The organism is Pedobacter agri (assembly GCF_032678665.1).
GTDB classification, from domain to species: domain Bacteria; phylum Bacteroidota; class Bacteroidia; order Sphingobacteriales; family Sphingobacteriaceae; genus Pedobacter; species Pedobacter agri_A.
Map to the genome: position 1 here is coordinate 136,401 of NZ_JAVTSH010000002.1, position 25,841 is coordinate 162,241.

General features: G+C 36.9%; 26 protein-coding genes. 12 read left to right on the forward strand and 14 right to left on the reverse strand.

Going from position 1 to position 25,841, the window contains the following annotated elements:
• Nucleotides 1–154 precede the first annotated feature (154 nt).
• The 4 genes from R2Q70_RS04075 to R2Q70_RS04090 form a co-directional block, all read right to left on the reverse strand.
• On the reverse strand, nucleotides 155–1,765 hold the full coding sequence (locus tag R2Q70_RS04075) for a Na+/H+ antiporter (RefSeq protein ID WP_316806379.1): 1,611 nt from the start codon (nucleotides 1,763–1,765) through the stop codon (nucleotides 155–157).
• A gap of 66 nt (nucleotides 1,766–1,831) precedes the next feature.
• Complete coding sequence (locus R2Q70_RS04080) at nucleotides 1,832–3,172, reverse strand: hypothetical protein (RefSeq protein WP_316806380.1); 1,341 nt, start codon at nucleotides 3,170–3,172, stop codon at nucleotides 1,832–1,834.
• 88 nt (nucleotides 3,173–3,260) lie between these two features.
• Nucleotides 3,261–5,324, reverse strand: coding sequence for a hypothetical protein (locus R2Q70_RS04085; protein ID WP_316806381.1), 2,064 nt, complete (start codon nucleotides 5,322–5,324; stop codon nucleotides 3,261–3,263).
• 1 nt (nucleotide 5,325) lies between these two features.
• Complete coding sequence (locus R2Q70_RS04090) at nucleotides 5,326–6,006, reverse strand: hypothetical protein (RefSeq protein ID WP_316806382.1); 681 nt, start codon at nucleotides 6,004–6,006, stop codon at nucleotides 5,326–5,328.
• 304 nt (nucleotides 6,007–6,310) lie between these two features.
• Here R2Q70_RS04090 and R2Q70_RS04095 point away from each other — a divergent pair, with 304 nt between their 5' ends.
• The 9 genes from R2Q70_RS04095 to R2Q70_RS04135 all read left to right on the forward strand — a co-directional run bounded on the left by R2Q70_RS04095 (nucleotide 6,311) and on the right by R2Q70_RS04135 (nucleotide 13,413).
• Nucleotides 6,311–6,745 carry a cytochrome c maturation protein CcmE gene (locus R2Q70_RS04095; RefSeq protein WP_316806383.1) on the forward strand — a complete coding sequence of 145 codons (435 nt, stop codon included), beginning with the start codon at nucleotides 6,311–6,313 and terminating at the stop codon, nucleotides 6,743–6,745.
• A 5-nt stretch (nucleotides 6,746–6,750) separates the two neighbouring features.
• The gene (locus R2Q70_RS04100; protein WP_316806384.1) at nucleotides 6,751–9,216 is read left to right on the forward strand and encodes a heme lyase CcmF/NrfE family subunit; all 2,466 of its coding nucleotides are present in this window, start codon (nucleotides 6,751–6,753) and stop codon (nucleotides 9,214–9,216) included.
• A 3-nt stretch (nucleotides 9,217–9,219) separates the two neighbouring features.
• Nucleotides 9,220–9,984 carry a Rossmann-like and DUF2520 domain-containing protein gene (locus R2Q70_RS04105; RefSeq protein WP_316806385.1) on the forward strand — a complete coding sequence of 255 codons (765 nt, stop codon included), beginning with the start codon at nucleotides 9,220–9,222 and terminating at the stop codon, nucleotides 9,982–9,984.
• Between the two features lie 40 nt (nucleotides 9,985–10,024).
• Nucleotides 10,025–10,357 carry a 2Fe-2S iron-sulfur cluster-binding protein gene (locus R2Q70_RS04110; RefSeq protein WP_010600444.1) on the forward strand — a complete coding sequence of 111 codons (333 nt, stop codon included), beginning with the start codon at nucleotides 10,025–10,027 and terminating at the stop codon, nucleotides 10,355–10,357.
• A 106-nt stretch (nucleotides 10,358–10,463) separates the two neighbouring features.
• Nucleotides 10,464–10,709, forward strand: coding sequence for a Fe-S cluster assembly protein IscX (gene iscX / locus R2Q70_RS04115; RefSeq protein ID WP_010600445.1), 246 nt, complete (start codon nucleotides 10,464–10,466; stop codon nucleotides 10,707–10,709).
• Nucleotides 10,710–10,888: 179 nt separating this feature from the next.
• Nucleotides 10,889–11,461 (forward strand): KdsC family phosphatase, encoded by a 573-nt coding sequence (locus R2Q70_RS04120; protein WP_316806386.1) that lies wholly within the window; start codon nucleotides 10,889–10,891, stop codon nucleotides 11,459–11,461.
• 161 nt (nucleotides 11,462–11,622) lie between these two features.
• Complete coding sequence (locus R2Q70_RS04125) at nucleotides 11,623–12,012, forward strand: hypothetical protein (protein WP_316806387.1); 390 nt, start codon at nucleotides 11,623–11,625, stop codon at nucleotides 12,010–12,012.
• Nucleotides 12,013–12,088: 76 nt separating this feature from the next.
• Complete coding sequence (locus tag R2Q70_RS04130; RefSeq protein WP_316806388.1) at nucleotides 12,089–12,652, forward strand: Maf family protein; 564 nt, start codon at nucleotides 12,089–12,091, stop codon at nucleotides 12,650–12,652.
• 59 nt (nucleotides 12,653–12,711) lie between these two features.
• On the forward strand, nucleotides 12,712–13,413 hold the full coding sequence (locus R2Q70_RS04135; RefSeq protein ID WP_316806389.1) for a hypothetical protein: 702 nt from the start codon (nucleotides 12,712–12,714) through the stop codon (nucleotides 13,411–13,413).
• Here R2Q70_RS04135 and R2Q70_RS04140 read toward each other — a convergent pair.
• The 6 genes from R2Q70_RS04140 to R2Q70_RS04165 form a co-directional block, all read right to left on the reverse strand.
• Entirely contained in the window at nucleotides 13,400–14,314 is a 915-nt protein-coding gene (locus R2Q70_RS04140; RefSeq protein WP_316806390.1) for an exopolyphosphatase, read from the reverse strand. The two genes, R2Q70_RS04135 and R2Q70_RS04140, sit on opposite strands and share 14 nt — an antisense overlap.
• 160 nt (nucleotides 14,315–14,474) lie before the next feature.
• Nucleotides 14,475–15,005: a hypothetical protein gene (locus tag R2Q70_RS04145; RefSeq protein ID WP_316806391.1), complete on the reverse strand. Its 531-nt coding sequence runs from the start codon at nucleotides 15,003–15,005 to the stop codon at nucleotides 14,475–14,477.
• Nucleotides 15,002–17,320, reverse strand: a complete 2,319-nt coding sequence (locus R2Q70_RS04150) for a patatin-like phospholipase family protein (RefSeq protein ID WP_316806392.1) — start codon at nucleotides 17,318–17,320, stop codon at nucleotides 15,002–15,004. The genes R2Q70_RS04145 and R2Q70_RS04150 overlap by 4 nt, the downstream gene beginning before the upstream one ends.
• 28 nt (nucleotides 17,321–17,348) lie before the next feature.
• Complete coding sequence (locus R2Q70_RS04155) at nucleotides 17,349–17,822, reverse strand: TspO/MBR family protein (RefSeq protein ID WP_316806393.1); 474 nt, start codon at nucleotides 17,820–17,822, stop codon at nucleotides 17,349–17,351.
• 41 nt (nucleotides 17,823–17,863) lie between these two features.
• Complete coding sequence (locus R2Q70_RS04160) at nucleotides 17,864–19,213, reverse strand: M20/M25/M40 family metallo-hydrolase (protein WP_316806394.1); 1,350 nt, start codon at nucleotides 19,211–19,213, stop codon at nucleotides 17,864–17,866.
• 139 nt (nucleotides 19,214–19,352) lie between these two features.
• Entirely contained in the window at nucleotides 19,353–19,970 is a 618-nt protein-coding gene (locus R2Q70_RS04165; RefSeq protein ID WP_316806395.1) for an insulinase family protein, read from the reverse strand.
• Nucleotides 19,971–20,211: 241 nt separating this feature from the next.
• On the opposite strand from R2Q70_RS04165, the gene R2Q70_RS04170 reads away from it, so the two are divergent.
• Complete coding sequence (locus tag R2Q70_RS04170) at nucleotides 20,212–20,907, forward strand: LytTR family DNA-binding domain-containing protein (protein ID WP_316806396.1); 696 nt, start codon at nucleotides 20,212–20,214, stop codon at nucleotides 20,905–20,907.
• Between the two features lie 29 nt (nucleotides 20,908–20,936).
• Entirely contained in the window at nucleotides 20,937–21,692 is a 756-nt protein-coding gene (locus tag R2Q70_RS04175) for a response regulator (RefSeq protein ID WP_316806397.1), read from the forward strand.
• Here R2Q70_RS04175 and R2Q70_RS04180 read toward each other — a convergent pair.
• From R2Q70_RS04180 to R2Q70_RS04195, 4 genes are all read right to left on the reverse strand, one after another.
• Nucleotides 21,670–22,521 (reverse strand): alpha/beta hydrolase, encoded by an 852-nt coding sequence (locus R2Q70_RS04180; RefSeq protein ID WP_316806398.1) that lies wholly within the window; start codon nucleotides 22,519–22,521, stop codon nucleotides 21,670–21,672. The two genes, R2Q70_RS04175 and R2Q70_RS04180, sit on opposite strands and share 23 nt — an antisense overlap.
• Before the next feature lie 251 nt (nucleotides 22,522–22,772).
• Nucleotides 22,773–23,303 carry an OmpA family protein gene (locus tag R2Q70_RS04185; protein WP_316806399.1) on the reverse strand — a complete coding sequence of 177 codons (531 nt, stop codon included), beginning with the start codon at nucleotides 23,301–23,303 and terminating at the stop codon, nucleotides 22,773–22,775.
• A 153-nt stretch (nucleotides 23,304–23,456) separates the two neighbouring features.
• Nucleotides 23,457–23,804, reverse strand: coding sequence for a nuclear transport factor 2 family protein (locus tag R2Q70_RS04190; RefSeq protein ID WP_316806400.1), 348 nt, complete (start codon nucleotides 23,802–23,804; stop codon nucleotides 23,457–23,459).
• Between the two features lie 6 nt (nucleotides 23,805–23,810).
• Complete coding sequence (locus R2Q70_RS04195; protein ID WP_316806401.1) at nucleotides 23,811–24,863, reverse strand: endonuclease/exonuclease/phosphatase family protein; 1,053 nt, start codon at nucleotides 24,861–24,863, stop codon at nucleotides 23,811–23,813.
• 302 nt (nucleotides 24,864–25,165) lie between these two features.
• Here R2Q70_RS04195 and R2Q70_RS04200 point away from each other — a divergent pair, with 302 nt between their 5' ends.
• Nucleotides 25,166–25,837, forward strand: a complete 672-nt coding sequence (locus R2Q70_RS04200) for a YceI family protein (RefSeq protein WP_316806402.1) — start codon at nucleotides 25,166–25,168, stop codon at nucleotides 25,835–25,837.
• Nucleotides 25,838–25,841: the final 4 nt, after the last annotated feature.

Here is a 25,841-nt window from a genome sequence, read left to right on the forward strand (position 1 = left end):
TTGCCAAAAAAATGTTTCGAATGAGATTGCTTCGTCGGCCGAAAAAGCCTTCTCGCAATGACGACCGACTAAAAATGCTAGTCCACATATCAATCGTGAAATTATAACACACAAGCGAAACGATTGCGCCAGCAGTTGATTCAAACTAATCTCCTTAATCCGAAGAAGAAATACTCAATTCCTCCAGATCCAGTCGCCATTCTTCTTTCCTGATGATATCATCATCATAATTTTTGTTGCTTTTCAAAAGGTGCAATTCATCCCGTTGAACCTGGATCAATGCCAACATAATTTCATGATAAGCTTTTAAGTCTACCTGATCGATTTCCCCATTTTTGAAAGCTTTTAAGGTGTCTTTTTTCTCCGTTAATGAATGTTGAAGTTCAGCCTTTAAATTAACCATCAATTCATTGTGTGTACACTGATACTGATAGTCGGCCTTCAATTTATCCAGGGAAAGATCAATTAGTTTAAGCTTAATCTGGCTGGTTTGCTCCTGTTCAGAAAGTTTATGTTTTGGTTCAGGTATTTTTAGCCATTTAATAAATAGGGGTAAAGTTAATCCCTGAACCACGAGCGTAACAAAAATCACCACAAAGGTGATAAATAAGATCAGGTTTCTTAATGGGAAAGGAATTTGCTCCGATATCATTACCGGAATAGAAAGTGCTGCCGCTAACGAAACCACGCCCCGCATGCCTGCATATACAATAACCAGGGTTGAATGCCAGGTCATATCCTGATAACGTATCCTTGTTTTTTTATTAAAGAGTGCAGTAACTCGTGAAGTAGAAAAAATCCATAAAAAACGGACGATGAGTGCCAGAATGCTGATGCCAACACCATAACCAATCGCCTTCGCAATTGGATAATCGGGACCTAATCCAGCCACGATATCTGGCAAGGCTAAACCAATTAAAATAAACACTACACCATTTAATAAAAATATCAGAGCAGACCATACAGAAACAGTTTTTATCCTTGAACTGGAAGTAAGGATAACGTGTTGCTGGCTAGAAAGCAGCAGGCCACCTGAAACCACAGCCATCACTCCTGAACCGTGAAAATGTTCAGCAACGATATACATAAAATATGGCGTAATTAAGGTAAGTACCGTATCGATGTTTTCTGTGGTAGGCAACCAACGGTGTATGGCATAAAATATTCCACCTATCGCTAAACCCACTAAAACACCACAACCAGCTACCGAAACAAAATCGATAGCGGCATCATGAAGTACAAATGTTCCGGTTGCAACAGTGGCCAAAGCGAATTTAAATACGATTAAACTTGATGCATCATTTACCAGGCTTTCGCCTTCCAAAAGCGAACTAACCATTTTTGGAATTTTCAAGCCCTTAAGTACAGCTGCGGCAGCTACAGCATCTGGCGGAGAAACAATTCCACCCAGTAAAAAACCCAGCGCCAACGTAAAACCCGGAATAAAAGCAACGGATGCATAAGCTATGGCAACTGAAGTAATAATGACTAAACCTACTGCCATTAAAAAAATAGCACCCTTGTATTCCCAAAAATCCTTCCATGAGGTAAACCAGGCCGCTTCGTAAAGTAGGGGAGGCAGAAATAGTAAGAATACAATATTAGGATCTATTTTAAGATGAGGTATTCCAGGGATGAAACCAATAATTAAGCCGGCTAAAACAAGGAATATAGGATAAGAAATTTTTAGTTTCTGGCCAACCATCACTAAAATGGTTACGCCAAGAAGCAATATGAGGATTAAAATAAGGTTATCGTGAAGCATGAAATAGATATTGTTTGTAGGTTTATGCGCTAAATTTATTAAGAAATCTGGAATTTGAAAGGATAGCTACATAACCTTCAGGATTTGGTAGAGCGTATTGATGTTTTCATTTACGAAAGTCAACGTTCCTTCTATTCGAATTTTATTATTACTGGTAGCTTTTCCTACAACATTTAAATGCTTAAAACTTTTGAAGTAAGGTTTAAAGAATGGAAAGCTTGCTTGCTTATTTAAAGGCTTAAAATTGATGTTCAATCCAAAAAAAATATTTGAAGAAATAAAGTTTGAATTGAGATCAGCAGCCTTTTTAGTGCTTAAAATTAATTTTTTATCGGCTTCACTAACAAAAAGTTTATAGAGCGGGAAAACAGATTTATTAATTGTTCCGCTATCTAAATTCATCACATTTTGTCGGCTGAGATAATTTTTAAATCCCTCGACAGCATCAATACTCATCACTAAATTTGGTATTTCGCGTTTTTGCACTGTTATTTTTTCAACCTTTTCGAAATCATCATTGTATTCGTAAGTGATAATTGAATCCAGCTGATGTGTTGTTCCTGTCCATTCAAAATCCATATAGCCATTATAGTATTTTGTTAAACTATCGCTATCCAAACTTATATTTTTAAGCCTATGAGTTTTATTAGAAGTACTAACGAAATCTGCATTGAACCACATATTCATTACACTTTGATTATCAAATTTTCGGTGTGTTGTTTTTTTTTGTGGCACAATTGTTTCTGATACAAAGTCATTTTCGAACTTCAGTAACCCCTTTTCGAAATTGATCGACGCATTATTTTTAATATTGTAGAAAGCAATATGGTCTGTTGATTGCGATATATATTTAAATTTACTCTTTTCAAGCTGGATTTGATTTTTCTGGTTTAATATTTCGGTTAACGTAGCAACATACTTTCCTGCTTCATTTGAAAAAACAATCGCTGCGTTGTCGGCATTATATAACACTTCTAAATTTCCTAGCTTGGATTTTCCATGATTTAGACCATCTTTTTTGGAAAGCTGCAACTTCAACGTGTTTTTAATAAAAAGTTCAAATTTCTTAAAATCATCGATGATTAACCTGGAAAACAAAGCTGTTGTGGGCTGGTCTTGAATCGTGTATAGGTAAATGCTTGATGGAATTTTTAGGCCGTGATCAAATTTATTAGTTTTTGAAAGGCTATTTTTCTTCAGATCTGATTTTAAATAAAAACCCGGATGGGTAATCATATTCAAGGCCAAACTTTTATACATCTCATCAACACTAATTTTAATTAATGTCGTAGTGTTCTTTGGTATCAATATCTGACTGGCCTTATACTGCCTGTATTTAAAGGTGCCGACAAAAAAAATAAGCAGTGATAATACAATCACTGCCGTTATCTTTAAAAATTTCTTCATGGTTTATTTTTGCCACAGATTTGTACAGATGAACAAATGGTGACAGCTTAAATCTGTCTTCATCCTTCTGATCTGTGGTTAATAAATATTATTTCGCTGCATTCTCGATTAGGGAAAACAAATATTTCAAAGCATTTTCATGCCCGTTAGGAATTTCGGCGCTAATATCTGCAGAAACGACATTTCCTTTAATCGGGTTGGATTTCATGTACACATTCCCCATTTTACCCAAAGTTTCATTAAATTTTTTCGCTGTTTCTTCGCCGCCAATTTCCGAATCAGGTACTTTTCCGACTAAATTTTTAGCGTTGAACAGGAAGCTGAAATTGTTTTTAGCCAATAACTTTTTGTGCATTTTGCTTATGCTCGAAACGTAGTTATTATTGCTGATACCTTGCATTTCGGTAAGCGAATTTCCAAAGAATACAATACCATCTTTGATCATAAAGTAAATGTCTACCGGGCTTTTCTTCTCTTCGATTTTATAAATGTTGTTGTTAAGCGTAACATAATTTTTGTTCATGCCATATTTAATCAACTTATTCATCAAACGATTATCTTCTGATGAAAACATGAAAAGGAAATCAGGTAGGGTTTCTTTTTTTGTTTTCGTTACTTCTTTACGGTTGTAATCATCATCATAATCGTAAGTGGTGTAAGTAACATCTCTTGTATTTAAGCCGTTAATTACAAATAAGGCATCTCCTTTAATTACCTGGCTCACTGCTTCCTCATCCAGTAAAAGCGAAAATAAATCGGTGCCCAGCTCAATTTCTTCTTCCATATTCTTACCCAGAAACGAGCCATAAGTTTGTTTCATCAACTTAGGGAATTCTTCTAAATAAGCTTTCGTATCGATGCTATATCCCATAAAACCAATTGCTTTCTCACTGTTGATATATTTTAGAAACTTCTTATTCAACTTCCGGTTCATGATTTTTTTATAAGCATCGGCTTGCTCTTTAGCCAGTTCTAAACCTGTTGAAATCCTAAAACTTTTATCATCCATAAAAAGTTTAGCACCTAAACTACCGTAACCTTTCATCAAACCATTTTTACCATAGGTTCCTAATTCTGGAGAAATTGAATTGTAGGCGTCTTGCAGGCTCGAAACCCAAATTTCGGCAATTGCTTTGTTGTCCAAGCTTTCTGAGTATGATTTATTGCTTTCGATGGATTCGTAATTGGTAGTGAAAATTTTATTGGCTTCGGCAGTCATCCAAACCATTGCCAGTTCTTTTTTCATGCTATCCTGCTTTGCTCTCTCTTTTTGATATTCATCATATCGATCATCAGCAGCTCCGGTTTCTGTTTGCATCACAACATCCTCAGCTTCCTGGTATTCGCCCGACGTCGCAACATCAGTTATTTCAACCTCTTTTATTTCTTCAATTTGTTTAACAGGAGGATTTTTCTTCGCTGGTTTCTTTTTGCCTGGTTTCGTAGAGGATGCTTTTTTGCTTGCCTTTTTTTGATTTACTTTTTTATGCTGATTGTATGGTTTCGATGAAACTGGTGGTGGTGGAGCAATAATTACATCAGCAACCATAGGTTCTGTTGTGGTGGCATAAGCAGAATCTACTACAACAACCGTACTGTCGGCTATTTGATCATCATAATTACCTTGATACCTGATTTCCTTAATTCCGTAGCGAGCAGAATTTGCTGAATCGGCAAAGAATGAACCCTTGATGCTTCCGGTGATGAAATACATCATATCGTTATTCCATTTGATGATGAGCCCGCCATTATCAGGCATGTTTAAGGTTCTAATATCACCCGCTCTTTTAATTTTTTTATCCTGATCAGTAATTAGGCTTTCGAATTTTGCGGCATCCTTTAGCGGAATAAGAAAGCAATTATAGCTGATACTATCGCTCAGTTGATTGAAATAGTACATGTTTTTCTCCAGATTGATTCCGAAATCTTCAATGCTGGTCAAGTTTCTATCCAATGATTTTGAGGTTTCCGTCAGTAATTTCTTTCCTAAGAACGATTCGTTAAAATCTTTTACAAACATGAGTTTGAAAACATTATCGCCCTTTATGGTGGCCACGGTAAAAGCGTTGGCTGGAATCTTTTTCACCAGGTCTTGAGCGTAAGTTAGCTTGGTTAAAAAGAAGAGAGCGGTTACAATTAGAATTTTTTTCATTTTATCTAGATAGTTGTATTTGATTGGAAACGTTAACTTTCCCGTTTATTAAATCCATAATGCTGCTTTTCAGCATTACAGCTTTTTTCGATTTTGATACATTTGATGCCGGATTGCTGGTACTTGTTACAAGCGACTCAAAACGAAAAATACTGGTATAATTTGCGCCATTAAAAACAGCCTTATCCTGGCTTTTTAATTTATTAAATTCGGTTTTAGCAGTAGCTACAGGCTGATATTTTCTAAAGAAAGTTTTGGTGACTTTATTGTAACTGTAAGTTGAAGTATTGGTTGCCTTGATTTTTTGTTTAGCCAGGATGTTTTTAGTAATGTTATTGATGTTTGCTACATCTTTAAATGTAAAACTAATCGTGGCGATGTAATTGTTAAAGTCACTCGTGCTCTTCACATTTGAAATTCCTTCCGTTTTACGTAGGTAAGCTACAGCTTCATTTAGTTCTTGTTGAATTTTCTGTTTACTGGGTACTTTATATCCCTGAACGCTATCCAAAAGCATTACAGATGCTATTTTAGTTTTACTTTGACTTAAGTTAATGGTTAATAAAACATCGCCTGTTCCATCATTTTTCATCGTAATTTCTTCAATTACTTGAAAACAAGAACTTAAGGTTGTTGTCAGCGAAATAAATAAAATAAAAACGTAGAGCTGCTTACGGTTCATATCGAAGAATTTTGAATTTTACGAGGATGTAAAAGTGAGAATGATCTGATGCCTCAAACATAATAATTTAATGTGGAGTTTTGTTTATCCCGTACAACAGAAGATCTGTTTTATCCTCAACTCAAAAAAACTAAGATGCTTTTTAAGTCATTCTTCAGACCGATTATTGATTACCATAATAAATCAGTCCAGATCATGGAAAATAATCAGCTAATTGTCAATATAAAGACAAGAAAAATGTTAATGAATGTTCACTATGCCTATTTTTCTATCTTTGTTGCCAGCTTTTACAACAATATACAAAATGAAAAAAAGTGCAATCATTGGTCTGATTACCATTGCAATTTCTGTGGGAATCTTATTTAGCTTAAACGCAAATACTGATACTTATTCTAATTTTAAAGAAGCCTCAACTTCTGGTAAAGAAGAACACGTAATGGGCTACTGGGAAAAATCGATGGGCATGTATTATGATGCGGTAAAAGATGCCAATCACTTTTCATTTCACATGAAAGATGAAAAAGGAGAAATCCGTGAGGTGATTTATAGTGGAACTAAGCCTCAGGATTTTGAAAAATCTGAAAAATTGGTGCTAATCGGAAAGATGGATAAGGACAAATTTTATGCGTCGAAAATTTTAATGAAATGCCCATCTAAATATAATGATAATCTTGTTGAAGTAAATAAAGATGGGAAAGTGGATACAGTAGACCAGAACGGCGATAAAAAATATAATTAATTTTAATGGACATTCAATTTGTAGGCGAAAACCTGTTACCGGGTAAAATCGGACAGTTTTTTATTGTGTTGGCTTTTAGTGCATCGTTACTTTCAACAATTGCATATTTTTTTGCCAGTCGCAAAGAAAATTTAGAAGATAAATCCTGGAGAAATCTCGGTAGAATTGGATTCTTAGTTAATTGGGCCAGTATTGTTGGTATAGGTATCACCTTATTTTACCTTATTCTTGGCCATTATAACGAATATAATTACGTTTATTTTCACTCTTCAAAAGCACTTCCTATTTATTATATTGTTTCTGCCTTTTGGGAAGGACAAGAAGGAAGTTTCTGGCTTTGGGCTTTCTGGCAATCATTTTTAGGTGCGCTATTAATCTGGAAAGCTAAGACCTGGGAACGCCCGGTAATGACGGTAGTTGCTTTTTCACAGGTTTTTTTAACCTCGATGATGTTGGGCGTTGAGATTTTCGGCGAACGCATTGGAAGTTCTCCTTTTATTTTATTGAGAGATGCTGTTGATTTAAAAGCAATGGCTCCAGTGGTATTTGCCAACCCTGAAAATTTTGCAAAATATTTAACTTTCATAACCGATGGAAGGGGATTAAATCCATTGTTGCAAAACTACTGGATGGTTATTCACCCACCAACCTTATTTTTAGGTTTCGCCAGTATGGTTGTTCCTTTCGCTTATGGGATTGCTGCTTTATGGCAAAAACGTTATAAGGACTGGATTAAACCTGCAATGCCCTGGACGCTTTTTGCGGTAATGGTTTTGGGTACAGGTATTATTATGGGGTCGTTTTGGGCCTACGAAGCGCTAAACTTTGGTGGTTTCTGGGCTTGGGATCCGGTAGAAAATGCATCACTTATTCCATGGCTAACGCTTATCGGCGCCGTACACGTAATGATCGCTTACAAAAACACGGGTCATGCTTATTTTACAGCCATTGCACTCGTTTTCTTAAGTTTCTTATTGGTACTATATGCTTCATTTTTAACCCGAAGTGGTATTTTGGGCGATACGTCTGTTCACTCATTTACGGATATGGGTATGTTTGGGCACTTAATCTTGTACAACGTGGTGTTCGCAGCACTAGCGGTTTACCTGATTATCAAAAGGTGGAAAGAATTGCCAATTACTACAAAAGATGAGGAAACATATTCACGTGAATTTTGGATGTTCATTGGTGCGTTGGTGGTAACTGTTGCCTGTATTCAAGTGATTTTTTCTACATCAGTTCCGGTATTTAACAAAGCATTTGGAACAAACTTTTCGCCACCGATTGATGCTGTAAAATACTACAACAAATGGCAGGCTCCGTTTGCCGTTTTAATAACGTTGATTTCAGGTTTTTCTCAATATTTAAAATATAAAAGAACAGATCCACGCAAATTTTACAGCAGTTTAATTTCTGTGGTGTTGTTTTCAATTGTTCTAACCGGGGGTTTGGTATATGTTGCAGACATTTATACCAATACCATGTACATTTTGATTACGTTTAGCTGTTTGTTTGCGGTGTTTTCAAATGCAGCAATATTGTACCAGGCATTCGGTGGCAAAGCAAAATTGGCTGGTTCAGCCATTGCGCACATCGGTTTCGCCTTTTTAATTCTGGGCGCACTAATTTCAGCCGCAACCAATAAGCCACTTTCTATCAATGCCAATAAGTTCATTCCGGTTAAAGATTTCGAGAAAACGGAGAAACCCGGAGAGAATATCATGTTATACAAAAATGAGCCTAAACAAATGGGCAAATACACGGTAACATATGTAAGTGACACCACTAAGGCGCCAAATACGATTTATACTTTAAACTTTAAAGTTTTAGATAAAGAAGGCAAGGTTAAAGAAGATTTTAATCTACATCCACATGTGCAGGATAATGAGAAAATGGGATTAATCGCTTCGCCGGATACAAAACATTATTTAACCTATGATGTGTATACGCATATTACAAGTGCGGCAATAAAAAAGGAATCTCACGATGATCATGAAGGTCATTCAGATGATGAGAATTACAAAGCGCCGAGAATTGTTAAAGTAGCGGTTGGAGATACGATCCATACTTCAAGTGGTGTTGTAACGGTAAAAGCTTTAAATAACAAACCAATTGTAAAAGATTTAGTATTGGCGCAAGGTGATTATGCAGTAGGTTTGCCATTGGAAATTAACTCGGCTGGTAAAATTTATACGGCAGAGCCGATGTTCTTAATAAAAGGAAACAACACATTCGATTTTGCCCGTAAAGTAGAGGAGCTGGATTTGAAATTCAGGTTTGCGCAAGTTTTACCCGATGAGAAAAAGGTAGAACTTCAAATTTTCGAAAAACCACAGCAAGCCAAGGATTGGGTTGTTTTTAAAGCGATTGAATTTCCATTCATCAATTTATATTGGGCAGGTACCATCATAATGGTTGTTGGTTTCTTACTTTCTATTTTTAGAAGAAGAAAAGAAGCTAAAATCGCGTAAATCATGAACATTGTTTTACTAGGTTCGGGAAATGTAGCCACGCATTTAGCTAAAGCATTAAAGGCTAATGGTGAAAACGTATTACAGGTTTATAGTCGGAATCTGGTAAATGCCAAATGGCTTGCCGATCAGTTATCTGCAGAAGCGGTTGATGACCTGTCACACATTAATCAAAGTGCTGAATTATATATCATTTCAGTAAAGGATGATGCGATTGAGCCTGTAGCGGCATCATTAGCTCATGTGAATGGACTGGTGGTTCATACATCTGGCACAACTGATATTCAGGTGCTTGCTTCACATGTTAAGCAAGCTGGAGTTTTTTATCCGCTACAAACATTTTCTAAACTTAAAGATGTTTCATTTTTGAATATTCCGCTTTGTATAGAGGCTACAGATCAAGCTACGCTGTTAATATTAAAGCAGTTGGCTGCTAAACTAAGCGAAAAGGTTTACGAACTGGATGGGGAAAAAAGAAAAGTACTTCATTTAGCAGCCGTTTTTGCTTGCAATTTTCCTAATCATTTATATGCCATGGCGAATGAAATTCTCCAGGAAAATGGTTTAGATTTTGATATCATCCGGCCGCTTATCGCCGAAACTGCCGATAAGGTAATGAACAATTTGCCTGAAAATGTGCAAACCGGACCGGCAATAAGAAACGACGAAACCACTATGAGTAAACATTTAGGGATGTTAGAAAGCAAACCTGAAATGAAGCACATTTATCAAACATTAAGCAATAGCATAAAATTAATGCTGAAATAGCATTATTACGGCTTTTGCTTCTTACTTTTGCAAAATAATTATGAGCATTTTTAAACTAAAAATAAATTTTGAAGAAGCAGATCACGCCCCTGTAGAATTACCTATAGCTGCTGGTGAATCTGTTTTAGATGTTTGTCTGGATAACGGCATTGAACTTCAGCATAACTGCGGAGGTGTTTGCGGTTGCAGTACTTGCCACGTTTACGTTACGAAAGGCATGGATAATATCGAAGAAATCTCAGATAAAGAAGAAGATTTTATTGATAGAGCAGTCCGTCCGAGAATCACTTCTCGCCTGGGTTGCCAGTGTGTGGTTATCGATGGCGATATAGAAGTAACCATTCCAGATCAATCTGGCTTTATGGGGCACTAGTTAGTCCGGAGTCTTTAGTTCGGAGTCCGATAATTTTGAGACTGATTTTCAACTTCCCAGCTAACATTACAACATTTAAACTTTAAAACTTTTCAATCTAACAAACATGAACAACGATAAATTTGCCTTACCCTTTTACTGGAATGATTACGAAGATATAGCAATGTCTTTATACGAAAAGTTTGGCGATGAGTTTGGCGAAACTAAAATCTACCGAATCCGTTTTACTGAACTTTTAGAATGGGTTTTGGAATTACCAAACTTTAAAGGCACTCGTGAGGAAAGCAGCGAAGGCCATTTAGAGCAAATTCAATCTGCCTGGGTTTACGAGTGGAGAGATAACCAGGATTAATTGAGTTACAAGTTTCAGGTTATAAGTTAGCGGTTTGGATCTATAATTTTATAGCCCTAAACAGTATCCCTTATCTTATAAATAGCTAATGTGATACGATTTAATGACTATGCCTGCAAATCTGATTTGTAACTCCAAACTCCAAAAAGGGAGTATCAAGATATTAAATTAAAAGTATTATGACCGCTGGAAATTCAAAGTCCCCTTCAGGGGATTTAGGGGTTATGTTTCTTCAAAAGCTAAAAAGTATCACCACTTTCATTTTTGATGTTGATGGTGTGCTTACAGATGGTTCTGTTCAGGTAACTGATAGTGGCCAATCTTTACGCACATTTAATATCAAAGATGGTTATGCCATGCAACTGGCCGTGAAGCGGGGGTATCATGTTTGTATCATTTCCGGTGGTGATGGCATTGCAATGGGGAAACGTTTTTTCAATCTTGGTATTACCGATGTGTTTTTGGGTACGGGAGATAAGGTTGCAGTTTTTAATCAGTATCTTATTGATAAGCACATCAATGCAGCAGAAGTGCTTTACATGGGTGATGATATTCCTGATTTAAAAGTGATGAAATTGGTTGGCTTACCAACTTGTCCGGCTGATGCCGTAGAGGAAATTAAAGCCATTGCTACATTTGTTTCTCCTTACAACGGAGGTAAAACTGCCGTTCGCGATATTATCGAAAAGGTAATGAAAGTGCAGGGAAGGTGGCATGATGAAAACCCGGCAGCCTCCGATTCTGGTAAATAAAGCATCAGCAAAATTGATCAGTTTAGCGCAGGCAGAGCGCTGATACCACCAAATATTTTAACGCCAATCTCACTAATTCTGCAACAAGGAAGTTACACCATCAGTGTTAAACTATCCAGCTAGGATTTACTCCAACAAGTCTAAATTTCAAAACAAAAAACATGAAAAAATTAATGATGATTTGTGCATTGTTATTCTCGGTAATAACTTATGCAAGTGCGCAGCAAGGTGGTGGTCGTGGTGGTATGATGATGAAACCTGAAGACAGGGTAAAACAGCTGGACGAAAAACTGAAACTGAGCGAAGAGCAAAAAACAAAATTAACTGCTGTTTTTACTGAACAAGCAGACGCAATGAAAAAAATGCGTGAGGAAGCGCAAGGCGGAGACAGAGATGCGATGAGAGAGAAAATGCAAAAATTTCGTACAGATAGCGATGTTAAAGTGAACGCAGTGTTAACTGAAGATCAGAAAAAAATGTACAAAACCTGGCAGGATGAGCAACGTGCTGAAATGCAGAAACGCATGCAGGAACGTGGTGGAAACAACTAATTTGATAATAATATCAATAACAAAAGCGGCTTATCGGCCGCTTTTGTTATTTTAGCGCTTTTTAAAATTCGTAGTTATGCTGTACAACACACCAATTATCCTTGCTTCAAAATCGCCACGCCGTCAAGAACTTTTAACATTGATGGGATTAAATTTCAAAGTTGAGCTTAAAGATGTTGATGAAAGCTATCCGGAAGCGTTAAGTCCGGCCGAAATTGCAGTTTACATCTCAGAACAAAAAGCCAAAGCATTTAAAGCAAACGGTGAAATCGTAATTACTGCAGATACCATTGTGGCTTTGAATGGAGAAATTCTGGGTAAACCACGCGATCGGGCACACGCACAGGAAATGCTCGCGAAACTATCGGGCAGTAAACATGAAGTTTTCACAGGCGTAACGCTTGTTAAGGGAGCGCAAATGGTTTCTTTCTATGATCGTACCGTTGTTTCTTGTAGAAGTGTTACAAGCGAGGAAATTGATTTTTACATCGATAATTACAAACCATTTGATAAAGCCGGCAGTTATGGGGTACAGGATTGGTGGGGAATTGTGGTGGTGCAAAAAATTGAGGGTTCTTACACAAATGTTATGGGCTTACCAACGGAAAAGCTATATGCTGAACTTCAAAAGCTGGTATAATTTCAAATCAATTATGGAATCGTAAAATATTTTTCATCATGTAGGCAAATACTTCAAAGATGAAAAACACGCAAGCCATAGTTACGATCGATAAACCTTGTGCCCAGAACTGGGACGAAATGGAAAAAAAAGATGGGTTTAATTTTTGCGAAGCCTGCAATAAGTGCGTAATCGATTTTACAGGTTACACTAATGCCGAAATTATAAAAACATTGGCCAATGCTTCATCAGAAGTTTGCGGAAGGCTTAGTGAAAATCAACTGGCTCAGCTCAACTATCACTTAGCTGTGGTTCCGCCAAATAGAAACTGGATGAAATATTTAGGTGTTTTGGCTATTGGTGTAAGCATATTTGGTCAAAATTTAAACGCCAGTGCTGCCAATTTTCCGGCTCATACAGAAATTTTAAGTGAGTTAAAGGGTAATCCTGATGAACTTAAGCCGATTAACATCAAAAAACTGAGTGGCAGAATTATCGGTGCCGATAAAAAACCCTTACAAGGCATCAAGTTAATAATTCCAAACACAAAATATTATGCCTTAACGGATAAAGATGGGCGATATGAAATTAAATTCGCCCAGGGTATTGATCCAAAAAACAATATTATCGTTGTGCAGAGTTTGCGGTTTGCCGGTGAGATATCAATTAATTTTTCGATGGAAAAACAAAGAGATTTATTGGCTCAGGAACGGGAGAAGATCATTATGGGCGGTATGGGTTATCGACCTCTAAAAACGAGCGATAAAGTTATAAAAAGTTAGCCAACGATCCCATTTTTAAATCGTAGGTAGATAATGTTAGCTGATTTATTTTAGTACGACCAAGAATATAATTGGTGATCAGTGCAGCCATCACAATCATATCTACCCGTAACGGGATCATTCCGGGCAAGGCAGCCCGTTCACTGTGGTTAAGATTTAAAAGCCGAATTGCAACTTCGATATAATCATCAAAATTGAAAACGTAGGTTTTAGCTTTGCTAATATCAACCTGTTGATTTTTTTTATTGATGATTAATTCTGCGAAAGTTTCGAATGCACCAGCCGAGCCAATTAAAGTTTGTGGTTGATACCGTTCGCAGATCTCGAAAAGATCAACCAGTTCGCTCTGAATGTGATATAGAGTTGCATTTCTGTCATTATCACTGATTGGATCTGAATTGAAAAATTGCTGGGCCAGGCGAGCAGCACCAACATTGTAACTTTTTTTCCAGATGAGCTTCTCGGTATCGCAAAGAATAAATTCTACACTGCCGCCACCAATATCCATAATTAAGGATAAATTTTGAATCGCCCCACTTAGTTTTACTCCCTGATAGATCAATTCCGCTTCATCATCACCGGAAATTATCTCAATAGTAATACCTGTTTTTTCTTTTACAGCTTGTACGAAATCCTGCCCGTTTTGTGCGCTGCGAACAGCTGAGGTTGCAGTCGCTCTAACCTGATCTACCTGATACGCAGCCATGGTTTCACCAAAACCCGTTAAACACGCCGAACCTCTTTCGAAAGCCGCAGGAATAATTAGGTTCTCATTTATTTTTCCTTCCCCCAGCTTAACCGGAACATTTGTTTTATAAATAACTTCAAAGTTATTTTGCTTTATTTCGGCAATTAACAGGTGAAAGGTATTGGTTCCGAGATCGATAACGGCAATGCGCATATTTTGAAATATGTTTTACGGTGCACTATAAAAACTTAAATAGTTGCAATGAATGATGTAAACTAAACCGGATTGAAGCGATATCTCCCGATTCTTCATCGGGAATTTAGCGGAAAGCCGGGCGGTTTTAACCTAAAAGTGATGTGCCTGCTTTACTACATCAAAACAGATTTCTTAAGCCATCAAAAATACTTTCGAAAAATGTACCGATATTTAATCCACTGCTATGGTTAAAGTAAACAAATATCAGGAACGCCACTACTACAAATATGATTAGTTTCCGGAAGGCAAAAGCGATAATTACTAATGCGATTGGAATGATGAATAACCATAAACTGTTGATGGAATAGGGCGTTAGATCGGTATCTTTTTTGTAAACGTAAACCAATTTGCTGTGTGTACCGGTATCGTTTTGGTGTTTGATGTACACGAAAGTAGATTTATCAATTGGTAGCGGTAACACAGCGATTCCATCATTAAATTTTAAAATTTGTGTAAATCCGCTCACGCTAAACGTGTATGTGCCGTTGATATTCTCGTTGGGTACATTTAGCGAATCGGCTGCAATTATGGCCAGCTTATTGTTTTTAAGCAGGTTTTCTTTAACCAGAAAATTATTAATGGCAGCAGTTTGAGCAAGGCCTAAGCAGCTAACTAGGCAGAGCGAAAATATGAGAAGTATTCGTTTCATTCGATAGAACGTTTATTGTATATGAGGTAACCGATGTGCAATAATACACCATTTCTTTTTATTGCGTCATTATATAAATTATAGCTTAAGCTCACGGGGCCAACTGGTGTATGGTAAACTAGTCCGGCTGTAGCAGCATAGCGTATTTTACTGATGGCTTTCGCGTAATCTATATCTTGAAAATTATTTAGTTCGAACTCTTTGTGCGGTAAAAATAAATAACCTTCCAATCTAAAGTCTAGATTTTTTTGAAAATTGTAAATGTTTTTGATTCCGCCGGCGGCATAAGTAGTGGCCCTGAATTTATCTAAAAACAACGAGCGGCTATCTTGCAATGGGTAAAAAGCCGGAGAAACCAACAAGGTAGAATAGTAGTTGTTAAATAAAGGTTGATTAGAAATTACGCCTTCTACAATATAACCCAAAGTATATTTTTTAATGTGAAGGAAGTAGTTTTCCTGAGTGAGTTTAATGGCTCCCCATTGCCGTAAATTGCTTGCGCCTGGAGCTTTAATCAAACCTGGCGTATTACGAAAAATATTGCCGGGATTATAGTTTTCCCTGCCGGTGGTGTAATTTACACTTAACGAAAAGCTCTGGCCATTTGTGGCATACTGTTTTCTATTTAGCGAATTTTTCTCCAGGCTTATTGATCCTCTAAAGCCGTTGAAAATGGTTTGATCGAGCAAATCGCCTACGGCAAAGGTGTTATTAGGGCTATAGCGATCATTATTGTTTATAAAACTGGCGTGAAGCACTACCTTAGTATTATAATTTAAGGGTGCGCCCATGGCTAAATCTATCTTCCGATCAGATTGTTCGATGTAGATGGGGCGGGGGTTTTCGATAAAAATTTTACTGGTATTGTAGAAATTCCAGTGGTTGTAAGTGAGTTCTGCAGCCAGGAACAGCGGTAGTTTCGTGGGATAATCTATGCGTCCGTTTACTTGCACAGATTCGTAAAAGCGTCCGGAATAAAAGCTGGTTCCAAATGTATAAGCCTTTCTGTTGAGATAATTGTATTCAGCGCCTAAAAAAACATTGCTGATTGGCCTGGTGGAGATATTGCCTCCCAGGTCGAGTTTAAAACTTTTTTTGGGCTGAGCCACCACTTCGAAGGTATAACTATCGCTAAGCGGCTGATAAGTGATTTTCGGATAAATGGTTTCGAAGGTTTGATCGGCAACGAGCTTATAATACCCACGTTTAATATCCTGAAGATTAAAAGTAGCTTTATCGCTTTTAAAAAGCCTTTCTACATATTTCTTTTGCTGGCTGTTAACACCTGAAACAGTGATGTTGCTGAAATTTAAATCTGGTTTTTTAGCATTGAACTGCGCTCTTTTCTTTTCCAGCGCCGCTGGATCAACCCTGTTTTTAATAAGTGCTTTGATCCGGGGCATGTCGGCCATTGTCGCGTCGTAACCTTTTTTAATCAAATCTTCAACAGGAGCAAAATTGGTTACGCTATAATCGCCCAGATCGGGTTGAATATAAACGCCATTTTTGCCAATCATTGTTGAGTCAGACTTGGATAAAAACATATATACCAAAAAACGGTTCATCAGGCGGTCATCAATATTTTTGGGGTATTCATTATAGGTTTTTGAGGAAACATTTACACCAATTACATAATCTGGCTTAAATTCCTTTTCCATTACATCGGCTGGGAAATTATTGTATAAGCCTCCGTCAAACACATATTTGCCATCTAATTTAATAGGACGATAGATGATTGGGACGGTCATTGTTGCCCTAACGGCCTCAGCCAAATTCCCTTTGCCGACAGTAATACTTTTTTGCGACAATACATCGGCTACCATGCATCTGTAAGGCACAAATAAATGGTCGAAATTATTTTTTGAAACTGCCGAAGCTTGCGAAAACAATTCGAGAAAGGCAAAGTTTAAGGGAATATCGTTGATGATATTCGAACGAAAGCTAAAATGGAATCCGGTATCAATAGCGACTTTAGCGGTAAGCATTGATGCATTTGGTGCGTTTTTTTGAAAATAATAAGTGTAGTCGCTGGTGTAGCGCCCATTTACCCAGTTTTGGAAATCCTTGCTTATGGCAATTTCCTCAATTTGTTTTGGAGAATAACCCGCTGCATACATGGCACCCACAATACCACCCATTGATGTACCTGTAATATAATCTATTGGGATATGATTTTCTTCCAGGGCTTTTAATGTTCCAATATGCGACAAACCTTTGGCGCCGCCTCCGCTAAAAACCAAACCAACTTTTTGTGCATGCAATTGGGTACAGCACAAAACGAAAAGGATCAGCAAAAGTCTCTTAAAAGCTACCACTCTTCTAAAATAGTGTTTTCTTTTAAAATTAATTCAATATGAAAATGTTATAGGTTAAAAATGATGCAAAACTTACCCAGAGTATATAAGGAATAAATAGATAGCCTGCCCATCTATCTATTTTATAAAATGTTATGGCATTGGCAATGATGACCATTAGTAAAAGGATGATTTCGAATAAAGCAAATCCTATCTCATGCAAATAAAAGAAAATGAAAGACCAGGCCAGGTTTAAAATAAGCTGAATAAAATAAATGGCAACTGTTCTGGGCAGGTGTTCAATTTTGTCTCGCTTAACCCAAACCAGATACGCAGCAATGCCAATTAATATATACAAGCTTGTCCAAACAGGCGCAAATAGCCAATTTGGCGGATTAAAAGAAGGTTTATGAAGTGTAGGGTACCATGTTTTAACAGACTGTGCTGTTGCCCAGCCACCTAAGGCACCTATACCCAGTGTAATGGCAATATTAATAATAAATGCTACTGGCTTAAATTTCATGATTCGAGTTTGGGATTAAACACTGGCAGAACCCGAAAAGTTTAACGCCCTATTCCTGGAACCACAGGTAAACTCTCATTACCATCCTGGCCAACGCTTTGTACGGCAAATAAATAATTGTCTTTACTGTAAGGAATCCGGAGTTCGGTTGTTGTTGTAAAAAATTTCTTTTCCCAAACGGCACTGCTGGTTTCACGCATTAACACATAATAACCTTTTGCAGTGCCGTTAGCGGGTGCTTTCCAATACAAATAAGATGAATTGCTTAGGTTTTTAACATCTATCTTTACCTCTGTAGGTGTAGATGGCGCTGTTGCCAGATTGGCTAAAACTGCAATATTTACTGCGGTATTTTTACGTAAATATTCAAAATCCATAAACTCTTGTAAATCTCCGTAGCGTACGCCGTTTTCCGTTCTTAAATCCTGGTGCTGATGCTCGAAATTTTCATTCATTTCTGTAATGCGAACTGCTGGGAATCCATTTTCTACAAAAGGCGTATGGTCGCCGCCACGTAAAAAACGATCATTTCTGTAAATCAGTTTAATTTCGAGCTGATCTACATATCTCTCTCCAATTTCCTTTACATAACGTGCCAGCTGACGGCTTTTTCCGTCGTTTTCCAAACCAAACTGGCGAATTGATTTTGCATTTTTATCCAGTTCGTAGCTTGGCAAACCTTCGCTAAAAACCCTTAGCCTGGTGTTGTCTATAATTTGTGTTTCGCTACTATTGTTGCTGCCAATCATGTCATTGTTTAACATGGCATCAATATTCCAACCTTCTTTTTTTGCCTTTGCAGCCATAAAGCCAGAGCCTAATAAAGATTGTTCTTCGCCACTTACCGCAACAAAAATTACGGTGGCCGCAAATTTATGCTTACTCATTATTCTTGCAGCTTCGATTACGCCTGCTACGCCACTGCCATCGTCATTGGCGCCAGGTGCATCACTGGTTCGGTTCATCACATCCGTTACGCGACTGTCGAGGTGGCCACTTACTACATAAACACGTTTATCATTAGCATCTGTCCCTTTTAAAACCGCAACGGCGTTGCCAAGCAGGGTAGCTTTGTCTACCCTTTTTCCATCCGGCTGAAAAGTGGTGGTGTCTAAAAAAGCAGTTAATCTTCCGTCACTCTGTTTAGCGAATTGATTGAACTTGGCTACAACCCAGTTCCTTGCTGCGCCAATGCCTTTAGTTTTACTTTTAATATCGCTTAAAGTATTACGGGTGCCGAAAGCAACCATTTTAGTAATGTACGATTTTAAAGAATCCTGGTTAACCGATTTGACCATATCGTTGATGTCGGCACTGCGGCTGATAATGGTTTGCGATTGAGCAGAAATGCCAATAAAGGCTAACAACAGGTAACATAAGAATTTCTTCATCGAGGAATAATTGAGGAAGCTAATATATTGAATGATTAGCACAACTATAACTAACTAATCGTAATACCTGTAACATTTTTAAACAAAAAAGCCCTTTGGTTTTATGCAAAAGGCTTCATGTTTTAAAAATAATTCGGGACTATTTTGCTAGTGCATGATTTTGTTTATGGTTATTCCATGTGGCAAAAGCTTTTTTTGCAGCTATTTTTGCAGCATCTAATTCTATATTGCCGGCTATCGTTAAATAGGTTTTCTCTGGAGAAATTTCGTTATAAAATTCTTTAACATCATTTAGCGTTAAATTACCAATCGACGTTTCATTTACAGTTTGATCGTAATCATAATCCTGTAATTTAATGCTGGTTAAAAGTTTTGCTTTAGCGGTATTAAAAGTTTGCTGATCAATGTTTGCATTTTGTAAAATGGATGCCATGTTGGTTAATTCCTTATCGAAATCAATAGCGGGTACCGCCAGTTTACCCCCGTTATCTCTAAAATTTAAAACACTGTTTTTTGTGGCATTTTCATTTAACACGGCATTCAGCATTTCAACAATGCCATCTTTTTTATTACTGAAGGCTTTATTATCTAATGTGAAACTTGCGTAAGCTTTTGGCGAACGATTGCTTTCAGAAACAATGATGTTCATTCCATTCTTCAATTTGAAACTTACAGGTTCTTTAAAGGTTTGAGCGTAGATAGATGTTGTTAAAATTACACTGAAAAGTGAGAGAGAAAGTGTTTTAATGGTATTCATTTGATGTGTATATGTTTTTTTATGAATGATTTTATGGTTTCAAAATTATTTCTAAACGCTTGATTACTATAGAAGTCATCGCTAGAAAGGCATTTTTACCAGATGAAAGGGCATATATACGGGTTTAAATTTCACCTGGATTTTCAAAAATGAAAATTTATTCATTTTATTCATTATTATTCCGAATGGACTGATTGCAAGTGGATATTGCTAGTTTTATTATCAACGCTAATCTGATAAAATGAATTGCCTGATTGTTGATGATAATCCGATTGCTTTAAGTACGCTTAAAAACTTGCTTAAAATTGAGGAATCTTTACGGCTTGTTGGCGAGTGTGAAAATGCAACCGATGCCTACAAAATATTAGCCACACAACAAGTTGATTTATTGTTTCTGGATGTAGAAATGCCGGGCATTAGTGGAATTGAATTGGTAAAGGGCTTAGGTGATAAAAAACCACTTATCATATTTATTAGTACCAAACGTGATTACGCTTCTGATGCATTTGACCTAAATGTAATCGACTTTATTGCCAAACCAGTAACACCAGATCGCTTTCTAAAAGCTGTTATTAAGGCAAAAGAGATCTTTAAGAATCACAATTTATTCGTGGCTTCAAAAAAAGATGAATTTATTTTCATCCGTGAATCTAATATTATCAGGCGTTTAAAATTCAGTAATATTAATTACCTGGAAGCCCAGGGCGATTATGTTAAAATCTATCTGGAGGATAAAAGTTATTTGATTCATTCCTCTTTAAAATCAGTTGAAGATAAATTACCGATGGATATGTTCTCCAGGGTTCACCGATCTTTTATCGTAAATATTGGGAAGATAGACACCATGGAAGGAGGAACTTTAATTATTAATCAAAATTTTGTTCCGGTTTCTGATGCTTACAAAGCATCATTAAACAAAAGGATGTTGATCTTATAGTACCTGGATAATAGTAATTGTGAAGATTTATGATGCAGCAAGTTGACGTATTAATAGCAGAAGATAACCTGATCGATCAAAAAATATTATCCACTTATCTGGCGGAGTATGATATCACCTATATGGTTGTAGATAGTGGCGAAGCGGCCTTGAGAAAACTACAGTCCGTTGCTTTTAAACTGTTGCTTTTAGATATTTCTTTACCGGGAATTGACGGCTATCAACTTACAAAAATGATACGGGAAGAGATGGAGATAGATACGCCAATAGTAGCCATTACGGCTTACAGTATTGATGAAGCCAAGGATAAATGTTTTGCTAGTGGCATGAACGCTTGTTTTAGCAAACCCATCAGTAAAATTGAATTGGTGGGTATGCTTACTCAATTTCTACCCAAAGAAAAATTAACTTCAGCTCAAAGCCGCAAATTCGAAGTGATTAACTTAAGCTATTTAAAAGAAATAAGTTTAGGAGATCTGGATTATGAAATGGAGATTACCGATAAATTTGTTGAAACAATTGAAAGTGATTTGTTAGACCTGGAAGACAGTTTTCTGAGCAAAAACAGAAAGCAGCTCAGTATAGTAGCACACCGTACGCTATCAACAATATACATTATGGGCTTAAAATCGAAATTAGAAAGCACACTATGTGCGATAGAGCGGGCAGATTTATCCTATAATGAATTGAAAGATAATTTGGAACATGTTTACGAAATATGCCAAATGGCTAAAATTGAAGCACAGCTATTTATCGAAGATCTTAAAATTTGTAGGCATTACTAAGTGTAAAGTCTATTGGTTGATCATTAACCTTTTTACCTTCAATAAAATCTTTTATTTCCCTGATGGTTTCTTTTGGTTCACTAATATGCGGAAAATGACCTGTTGCCTTCATAACCACTAAAAAATTATCTCTGGTATTTTGATGTATATATTCTCCCGCCGACTGGGGTGCCATCATATCATTGCTGCTTTGAAGTGTTAAACTGGGCACGCGAAGGTTTTTTATTTGGTGTCGGTAATCAGCCTTGAATGTTGCCATTGCAAATGCTAAGGCGATGCTTGGCTCAGTTTCTTCAAAGCACTCTTGTAAAAAATCAGCAAGTTCGGGCTGTTCAGCTTTATCCATCACAGCAGGTGAGATGCCTTTTGTCCAGCCTACATAATCTTCAGCAATCTGGGTAAAAATAGATTCAATATCTGCCGATTCGAAGCCGCCAATATAATCTCGATCGTTTAAGTATCTGGGCGATGGCCCGATAAAGATAAGTTTCTTAAAAGATTCGGGTATCTGTAAAGCGGCGATCATTCCAATCATACTGCTCACCGAATGACCAACAAAAATAATGTCTTTTAAACCGAGTGCTTCAATTATATCGATAACATCGCAGGCATAACCTTCTAAAGTGGAATATTTATGATAATCATACTGGTTTTGATCCGATTGTCCGGAACCCACGTAATCAAAAAGAATTACCCTGTAATCTTCCAGAAAAGCATCTGTAATATATTTCCAGGAACTTTGTGCACATCCAAATCCATGTGCAAACATAATAACCTGACTACCTTGGCCAAGAATTTTTACATTATTTCTAATTAATATGGTGTGCAAAGCTCAGAAATTTAGATGAATACATAGCGAGTCTACATTTGAATTTAGAGAATTGTTTTCCCGTTTAAAAAATTAAAAAAAAATGAACAGACAAGTTCGTTTAAAGCTAATCAGGGTAATTTTTTGAGTTTTTTAATACACTTGATGTATGTTGTTCATTTTCTTAATCCTTCGGTCTGAGCTGAAATGATAAAATAAAAACGCCAGGTAACTCTCTGAAGTTATCTGGCGTTTTATTTAGCAACTTAAATTTACTTTTGTACTTTAATTTCAGTTCTTCTGTTTACAGCTCTTCCTTCTTCGCTGGCGTTTGAAGTTATCGGATCTTTTTCTCCATGACCAACAATCTTAAATTTATCGCCGCTTAAACCAGCATTTACAAAATACGATTTTACAGCATTAGCCCTGTCAACAGAGAGCGACATATTGTGTTCTGGTGTACCTTCAGCCGAAGAATGTCCATGTAGTTCAAACTTAGCATCAGGCGCTTTTTTCATCTCAGCTACAGCTTTATCTAAAATAGCAAAAGAAGATGTTTTAAGAACAAATGAGTTAAATTCGAATTGAATATTATCTAAATTGAAATTTGCTTTTTCAACAGGTGCTTCCTCTTCTTTTGGTGGGGGAGGTGGCGTTGGTTTTTTTTCTTCTACTGGCGGAGTAGGTTTCGAAACCGGAGCTGGATCTGGCTTGGCAACTAATTTCTTCGATTTGCAGGAGTACATCATCAAAGTAGATGCGCCAATCAGTGCGGTAAAAAAAAGTTTTTTAGTGATGTTCATCTTTTAAAATTGGTTTTAGGTTAATTTGTGTTTGGTCAAAACTACAAATAATGATTAAACCTATAACGCAAGTTTTCAAAAGAACTTATGTTAAGCTACGTGAGGGAGTCCTGCTTTCTTATTTTGCGCTTCCTATTTGTGTAATAAACTGCGCTATAATTCGATATCCATTCTGTTGATCAGGCCATTTGTAAAAGTATAGATGTGTTTCACATGGCCATCAAAAATTAATGTACCGCTTAAATCTTTAACCAATTGATGTACCAATACCTCCAGCGTTCCATTTTCCCGTTGATGGAATGCAACCGGTTTAACAATGGGGTTAATTTCATTCCATTGCCTTGTCCAATATTCCCTGATTGCTATATGCCCGCTAATGTAACCCCCTTCCCAGGCTTTTGACCATTCTACATGTTCTTGCATGGTTGCCAATGCCTTATTGATATTACGTTCATTAAATGCCTTGTAAGCTTGTTTAATTGTAGGCTGGTTTTGCATCATTTTATTTTATAATTCGGTGTTAATTTTTTCGTTGGCCAGCTCGAGGTCTTCATTGGAAGCTTCGGGAACGTCATTTTTCGTCGCCGCTTTAGGGTTGTACTGTAAATCTACACACATCGGAAAATGATCGGAGCCGCAGCTTGCCAAACGATTAATGCTGCTTAGGGTAAAGCTTGGCGAACAAAATATATGATCAAGCGGAAAACGCAAAAAGAAATATTTTGCGTTAAAGCTGTTGAAAAAACCCCTTCCCCTGCGGGGATCTAACAAACCACTAACCTTACCAAAAAGTTCAGTGGTATAACTCCAGGCTACATCATTCAAATCGCCCATTACGATCACAGGATATTTTGATTCCTTTGCTTTTTTAGCTACCATCAAAATTTCCATATCCCGCTCTGTCGATCTGGGGTTTTCTTGTGGTACCGGAGGTTCGGGATGGAGGCAAAATAATTTTACCAATTGTCCCGACGGTAATTTCACCAGCGTCTCAATAGAAGGAATATCTGATTTTACCAGATACTTAATTTCACCATCCTGAAGTTCGAATCTTGAATATAACAACATTCCATAAGTGTTGGCTAGTGGAATTTTCAATTGGAAAGGGTAACGTTTTGTCAGCGTATCCATTTGTGTTTGCCACCACTTATCGGTTTCAACCATCAATATTACATCCGGATCGCATGTGTTAATTTCTTTATGATATTCAGAAGCTTTTTTGTTTTCTTGATAAACATTGGCAATGAACACTTTCAAATTGTTATTGCCTGATCTCTCTAAGCTGCTGATAATTTGTTTTTTACCGAAAATGGTGAAAGGAAAAATCAAATAAACCAGATAAGAAATGTTTATAAGCATTGCAACGAAAACGAGGTAGTCGGTAGTTTGCTGCGGATATGCAAATATTAAAATTGCTACAATGACCAAAATATTCAATACCAGTTTTTGTAACCTTGGATACTCAAAAATCCTAAAAACCCAGAAATCATGTCTTATAAATGGAACAAGGGTGGAAAGAATAACGGCAATACTCAGGTAGAAAAGGATTTCGTGAATCAATTTGTTAGATTTAGCTTGTTCGTAATTGATTGAAAATTTTAATATTCGTTAAAGTTGAGTAACAAACGTATGTTGCTATAATATTGTTTGCCGAGAGGCTGTCAAAAGGCATTTTTATGGAAACTACTTGATTGCCATCTCGTGTTAAGCCGATATCAATATAAAAAATAATTGGATGAATATGATTACGGGGCACCGTTGACGATGGTTTTTTATTATCATACATCAATGTCTGGGGAAAATACAGGCACTATTTTTGAAAATCATTTACGGGAAATTAATTTAACTAAAACTGATATCAAATGAGAAAATTATTTTTTGCGCTTCCTGCGCTTTTACTCCTTGCATCATGCGGTGGATCTTCAACTGATAATGCAAAAACCACTAGCGAACAAACCGCTGCAGAACAAAAAGGGGAAACCTTAACACTTGATACTGTGGCAACAAAAGTTGATTGGAAAGCAACCCACAAAGGAGGTTTAGCTCCGCGTTGGGGAAAGATTGGTGTTACTTCTGGATCGGTTTCCATCAGTAATGATTCACTAAGTGGTGGCGAGTTTACCATTAATTTGGCTTCACTTTATGTTGATCCGGCTTCTGTAACAGAGAAGGATAAAAAATCTACTGATTTGGAAGGTCACCTAAAAAGTCCCGATTTTTTTGATGTGGCAAAATTCCCGACGGCGAAGTTTGTGATTACAAAGGTGGCACCTTTTACAGGTTCACAACCGTCGAGTTTAATAACTGATCCAAACTACTTAATCAGTGGAAATTTGACCCTTAAAGACAGTACGTTGAACATTACATTTCCATCGAAAGTGGCCATTGCTGGATCAGATGTAACGGCTACCGCAAAGTTTATTATCGATAGAAGCGCATGGGGAATTAATTATAAAGCAGAAGGAAGTCCGGAAAACTGGATTATTTCGAAAGATGTTGAAATTGGACTAACGCTAAAAGCTAAAAAGAATTAAATTT